The sequence below is a fragment of the Methylobacterium sp. WL116 genome (assembly GCF_008039455.1).
Classification (GTDB): Bacteria; Pseudomonadota; Alphaproteobacteria; order Rhizobiales; family Beijerinckiaceae; genus Methylobacterium.
This window is the reverse complement of the sequence record NZ_VRUV01000300.1, coordinates 1-5687: the sequence shown is the minus strand read 5'-3', so window position 1 is coordinate 5687 and position 5687 is coordinate 1. Positions and strand designations below refer to the sequence as shown.

The 5687-nt window shown below is 70.5% G+C and carries 5 protein-coding genes; 1 reads left to right on the top strand and 4 read right to left on the bottom strand.

Features of this window, described 5'->3' with window-relative positions; all coding sequences use genetic code 11:
• Positions 1 to 162: 162 nt before the first annotated feature.
• On the bottom strand, positions 163 to 1452 hold the full coding sequence (locus tag FV223_RS18605) for a PQQ-dependent sugar dehydrogenase (protein ID WP_147728407.1): 1290 nt from the start codon (positions 1450 to 1452) through the stop codon (positions 163 to 165).
• A 297-nt stretch (positions 1453 to 1749) separates the two neighbouring features.
• Here FV223_RS18605 and trxA point away from each other — a divergent pair, with 297 nt between their 5' ends.
• Positions 1750 to 2079: a thioredoxin gene (gene trxA, locus FV223_RS18600; protein WP_147728405.1), complete on the top strand. Its 330-nt coding sequence runs from the start codon at positions 1750 to 1752 to the stop codon at positions 2077 to 2079.
• A gap of 199 nt (positions 2080 to 2278) precedes the next feature.
• Here trxA and FV223_RS18595 read toward each other — a convergent pair whose 3' ends face one another.
• The 3 genes from FV223_RS18595 to accD all read right to left on the bottom strand — a co-directional run bounded on the left by FV223_RS18595 (position 2279) and on the right by accD (position 5549).
• Entirely contained in the window at positions 2279 to 3130 is an 852-nt protein-coding gene (locus FV223_RS18595) for an outer membrane beta-barrel protein (RefSeq protein ID WP_147728404.1), read from the bottom strand.
• Positions 3131 to 3297: 167 nt separating this feature from the next.
• Positions 3298 to 4623: a folylpolyglutamate synthase/dihydrofolate synthase family protein gene (locus FV223_RS18590; protein ID WP_147728403.1), complete on the bottom strand. Its 1326-nt coding sequence runs from the start codon at positions 4621 to 4623 to the stop codon at positions 3298 to 3300.
• A 14-nt stretch (positions 4624 to 4637) separates the two neighbouring features.
• Positions 4638 to 5549: an acetyl-CoA carboxylase, carboxyltransferase subunit beta gene (accD, locus tag FV223_RS18585; RefSeq protein WP_147728406.1), complete on the bottom strand. Its 912-nt coding sequence runs from the start codon at positions 5547 to 5549 to the stop codon at positions 4638 to 4640.
• Between the last annotated feature and the right edge of the window lie 138 nt (positions 5550 to 5687).

Genomic DNA, 5687 nt, shown 5'->3' with positions numbered 1-5687 from the left:
GGCCCGCTAAGCGGGTCGGGAGAGGGGAGCGACGGTGCCTGAAAGGGCGCTCCCCTCTCCCGACCCTCGCTGACGCGAGGCCCACCCTCCCCCGCTTAAGGGGGGAGGGAAGACCCGCGGGCGGTTGAACCGGATGCGTGCGTCCGGCCGGCGTTCGACCGCTCAGCCCGCGTTGGCCTTCGGCGTCAGCTTCAGGATCCGTCCGTCCGGGCCGTCGGTGACGGCGTAGACCGCGCCGTCGGGGCCGACGCGCACGTCGCGGATGCGGGCGTCGAGGGGAACGCGCTCCTCGGTGACGACCTTGTCGCCGTCGCGCTTCAGCACCACGATCCCCTCGCTGACGAGGCCGCCGACGAGGAAGTCGTCCGTCCAGGCGGGAAACAGCGTGCCGGTGTAGAGCGCCATGCCCGACGGCCCGATCACCGGATCCCAGTAATAGACCGGCTGCACCGTGCCGGCGGCCTGGGTCACGCCCTCGCCGAGGGGCTCGCCGGAATACTCGATGCCGTAGGTCGCGACCGGCCAGCCGTAGTTGAGGCCGGGCCGCGGACGGTTGAGCTCGTCGCCGCCGCGGGGCCCGTGCTCCACGGTCCAGAGCCGGCCCTGGCCGTCGAGCGCCGCCGCCTGGACGTTGCGGTGGCCGTAGGACCAGATCTCGGGCTTGGCCTTGTCGCTGCCGTAGAACGGGTTGTCCTTGGGGGCTTGGCCGTCGGCGTCGATGCGGAACACCTTGCCGAGGCCGCTGGCGAGGTCCTGGGCCTGGACGCGCGTCGCCTTGTCGGAGCGCTCGCCCACGGTGACGAACAGCTTGCCGTCGGCGGCGAAGACCAGGCGCGAGCCGAAATGCTTGTCGCCGTCGTAGGTCGGCATCTGCCGGAAGACGACCTTCACGTCGTCGAGCTTCGCCCCGCCCTTGCCGTCCTGGACGAGCTTGGCCTTCGCCACGGTGGTGCCGTTGCCCTTGTCGCGGGGCTCGCTGTAGCTGAAGAACACCAGCCCGTCGGTGGCGAAGCCGGGGCTCAGGGCGATGTCGAGCAGGCCGCCCTGGCCGCGCGCGTCGACCTTCGGCACGCCGGCGATCGCCGGGCCGACGGTGCCGTCCTTGGACACGATCCGGATCTTCCCGGCCTTCTCGGTGACGATCATCCGGCCGTCCGGCAGGAACTCCATCGCCCACGGGCTCGCCAGCCCCTTCGCGACAGTCGCGACCTCGACCTTCGTGGCGTCCGCCGGCTTCGGGGCGCGGGTCTGGTTCGGCAGCAGCGGCTTGTAGCCGGTGTTCGGCGGGGCGGTCTCGGCGGGGGTGTCGCCGGCGCTCTTCGCCGCGGGTGCGCTGAAGGCGTCGCCCTCGATGCGGGACGGCCGCTGGGCGGCGCTGTCCTCGGCGAAGGCACCCGGTGCCAGCGCGACCGCCGCCACGGTGGCGAGCGCGAGGGATCGGAAGCGCGGCACCTGCAAAAATCCTGTCACCGTCAAGAATCCTCCTGGATCGGGTCGGCCGCACGCGCGGCATCGGTCTGGCGTGCTCGGTCACATGGGGCGGGGGCGCCGCCAAAGCGAGCGCGGGACGGCCGGAGCCGCCGCGTCCGCTGCGCTGCGGACCGAATCGCCATGAACCGGGTGGGCAGCCGGCATGCGGTCCGGTCGACCGCCTTGACCGCAGCACGGCGGGTCGCCAATTCTTCCTTCACCGATCGGCGGGCGGCCTGCTGCAGGCGCTCGTGCGGTCCTTGAGAAGGGTATTTTCCGATGGCGACGGTGAAAGTGACCGACGCGAGCTTCGAGCAGGACGTCCTCAAGTCCGTCGAGCCCGTGGTCGTGGATTTCTGGGCGGAGTGGTGCGGTCCCTGCCGGCAGATCGGTCCGGCGCTCGAGGAGATCGCGTCCGACATGCAGGGCCGCGTGAAGATCGCAAAGGTGAACGTGGACGAGAATCCCGGCATCGCCTCGCAGTACGGCATCCGCTCGATCCCGACGCTGCTGCTGTTCAAGAACGGCGAGCGGGTCGACCAGAAGGTCGGCGCGGCGCCGAAGGGCGACCTGTCCCGCTGGATCAGCGCGCAGACCGCCAACGCCTGACGCGGCGACCGATCAGGACGAGCCCGCCTCCTCACGGAGGCGGGCTTTTTCGTGCGCGTCGGTTTTTTCGGCGCGTCGGACGGTGCGCGCAAAAAGAAAGCCCGTCCGTGAGGCCGGGCTGTCTCGCGTTTCGAAACCCAATTCGAATGATCGGAGCCGACCCCGGGCTCTGAGCGGCCCGTGGGTCGGAGGTCGGATCCTAGTACGAGCCGAACTTGTAGTTCAGGCCGGCGCGGACGACGGCGAACTCGGTGTCGTTGCGGCGGGCGACGTAGCCCGGAGCGAAGAACACGGCGCCGGCGGCGTTGGTGGCGTAAGCGCCGTTCAGACGGTTGTTCTGATCGAGGTTCACGTAGAGGGCTTCGACCTTCACCGTCACGGCCGACGAGCGGAAGAAGTTCAGGAACGAGTCGGTCGGGAGGGCGTACTCGACGCCGCCGCCGGCGGTCCAGCCGGTCCGGAAATCGTCACGGCTGCTGTTCGGCAGGCCGAACTCGCGGCCACCGCCGGCGCCGTAGGCGAAGCCGCCGGTGCCGTAGAACAGGGCCTTGTCGACCGCGTAACCGATGCGGCCGCGCACGGTGCCGAAGAAGTCGAGGCTGGAGATGCCGTTCGGGCTGAACGCCTGGACGCCGGGCGCGAGGGCGAACCCGGGGGTGACGACGTAGCGGTTCCGGTTGCGACCGAAGTCGACGTACTGGGCGTCCGCCTCGATACCGATCACGACGCCGGAGCCCGGGGTGAACTGGTAGTTGTAGCCGACCTGGCCACCGCCGGTGAACCCGTCAGTGGAGTTCGAGCCGCCGAAGGCGATCTGGGTCGGGACGGCGGCCGCGACGGCGGTGCCCGGAGCCACGTTCACGACGGTCGCGCCGGAGCGGTCGTTCGCGTCGAAGCCGTAGCCGGCGTTGATACCGAAGTAGAAACCGGTCCAGGTGAAGACCGGCACCGGCGTGAACACCGGCGGAGGCGCGCGGCGCGGCAGGTCGGCGGCCGAAGCGGCGGCGGTGAGCGCCGTGAAGGCGGCCAATGACGTCAGAAGCGTTTTCATGTTTCTTTGATCCCCAGCGTGTTGCCCGATCGATGCTGAGGATAAGTGATTTCCCACGGCCAAGATGTAACATCCGGGCCACAGCTGCCTGGTGTCTGCATTGTTGCGCCGATCGCGTGTGCTGTGCAGCAGAATAAGTCTGAGGTTTACCGCAGATCAACGCAAGGTCAGGTCGGCGGCGTGCCGTTGGCGGTCAGGACGGCGCCGACGAGGTAGAGCGAGCCGCAGATCAGGATCCGCGGCGGCTGCTCGAAGGCGATGTCGGCGACCATGGTCAGCGCCGCCTCGATGCTCGGCGCGATGCGCGCGCTGAGGCCGACCTGGGTCGCGATCTCCTCGACCTCCTCGGCGGGCCGCGCGGCCATCGATCCGGCGATCGGCACCGCGATCAGCGCGCGCGCCAGCCCGACGAAGTGGCGCAGGAAGCCCTCCGCGTCCTTGGTGCCGAGCAGGCCGACGATCAGGACCAGCGGCACGTCGCTGCGCTCGCCGAGGTCGGCCAGCGCCGTCGCGAGGATGCGTCCGCCGTCGATGTTGTGGCCGCCGTCGAGCCAGAGCTCGGAGCCGGGCGGCACCAGGGCCGCCAGCCGTCCGCGGGCGAGGCGCTGCATCCGGCCCGGCCAGTCGACGTTGCGCAGGCCGGCTTCCACCGCGCCGACGCCGATGTCGCCGAAGCCCGCCGCCCGCAAAGCCGCGATGGCGGTGCCGGCATTGGTGAACTGGTGGCGGCCGACGAGCTTGGGGCGCGGCAGGTCGAACAGGTCGGTCTCGTCCTGGTAGACGAGGCGGCCGCTGTCCTCGTGGACCGAGAAATCCTGGTTGCCGACCCAGACCGGCGTGGCGCCGACCGCCGCGGCGCGGCGGCACAGCACCGCGTCCGCCTCGGCGTAGTCCTGGGCCGCGATCACCGCCGGGCAGCCGCGCTTGAAGATGCCGGCCTTCTCGATCGCCACCAGCTCGACGGTGTCGCCGAGATACTCGGCATGGTCGCGCCCGATCGGCGTGACGACCGCCGCCGCGACCGTGTCGATCACGTTGGTCGCGTCCACGCGGCCGCCCAAGCCCACCTCGAGCAGCAAGACGTCGGCCGGCGCCTCGGAGAACAGCAGCAGCGCCGCCGCGGTGGTGATCTCGAACACCGTGATCGGGTCGCCCGCGTTGGCGGCCTCGCAGCGCGCGAAGGCCTCGGCGAGCCGGTCCTCCGGGACGTAGTGGCCGCCGCCGATGCCGCCGAGCCGGATGCGCTCGTGGAAGCGCACGAGGTGGGGCGAGGTGTAGACGTGCGCGGCCAGGCCCCCGGCCTCCAGGATCGCCCGCATGAACGCGATGGTCGAGCCCTTGCCGTTGGTGCCGCCGACGTGGATCACGGGCGGCAGCCGGCGCTCGGGGTGGTTCAGGCGCGCGAGCAGGCTCTGGATCCGGCCGAGCGACAGGTCGATCGTGCGCGGGTGCAGGGCCAGGAATCGCGCCATCAGCGCATCGGAGGAATCCATGGGCGTGCGGCGCGTCAGGCGGGTTCGAGGATCGGTGCGGATGCGGCCGGCGCCGGCGCGGCGGGCGGGCTCACGTTCATCAGCAGGCCGCAGATCCGCACGATGGTGTCCTTCAGCGCGTGGCGGTGGACGACCTGATCGAGCATGCCATGCTCGAGCAGGTACTCGGCGCGCTGGAAGCCGTCGGGCAGCTTCTCCCGGATCGTCTGCTCGATGACGCGCGGGCCGGCGAAGCAGATCAGGGCGCCGGGCTCGGCCAGGTGCACGTCGCCGAGCATCGCGTAGGAGGCGGTGACGCCGCCGGTCGTCGGGTTGGTCAGCACGACGACGTAGGGAAGCCTTGCCGCGCGCAGGCGCCGGATCGCCACGGTGGTCCGCGGCATCTGCATCAGCGAGAGGATGCCCTCCTGCATCCGAGCGCCGCCCGAGGCCGCGAACATCACGTAGGGCGTGCGCTTCTCCAGCGCCGTCTCCGCGCCGCGGATGAAGGCCTCGCCCGCCGCCATCCCGAGCGAGCCGCCCATGAACGCGAAGTCCTGGACCGCCAGCGTCATCGGCTGGCCGCCGACCCGGCCGAACCCGACCTTGAACGCATCCTGCATCCCGGTCTTGGTGCGCGCCTCCTTGAGGCGGTCGGCGTAGCGCTTCTCGTCGCGGAACTTGAGCGGGTCGACGGCGACCTCCGGCAGCGGCACGTCGATCCAGGTGCCCTCGTCGAACATCATCTTGAGCCGCGCGCTCGCGCTCATCTTGAGATGGTGCTCGGAGCCGGGGATGACCCAGTGGTTCCCCTCGACTTCCTTGTGGAACACCATCTGCCCGGTATCCGGGCATTTCACCCAGAGGTTCTCGGGCGTCTCGCGCTTGAACAGGGTCTTGATCTTGGGGCGCACGACCTCCGAGATCCAGTTCATCGGTTCGACCATCATGAAGCGCCCGTCCGGTTCGATCGGGCCGACATCGTCGATCGGCCCCGCGTAGCTCAGGCTTGCATATCGGGGCCGGTGCCCCGGTCGGCCAGTGCCGTCGGCGTCAGGCCGCGCGGGCCGAGGCCGAGCGCACCC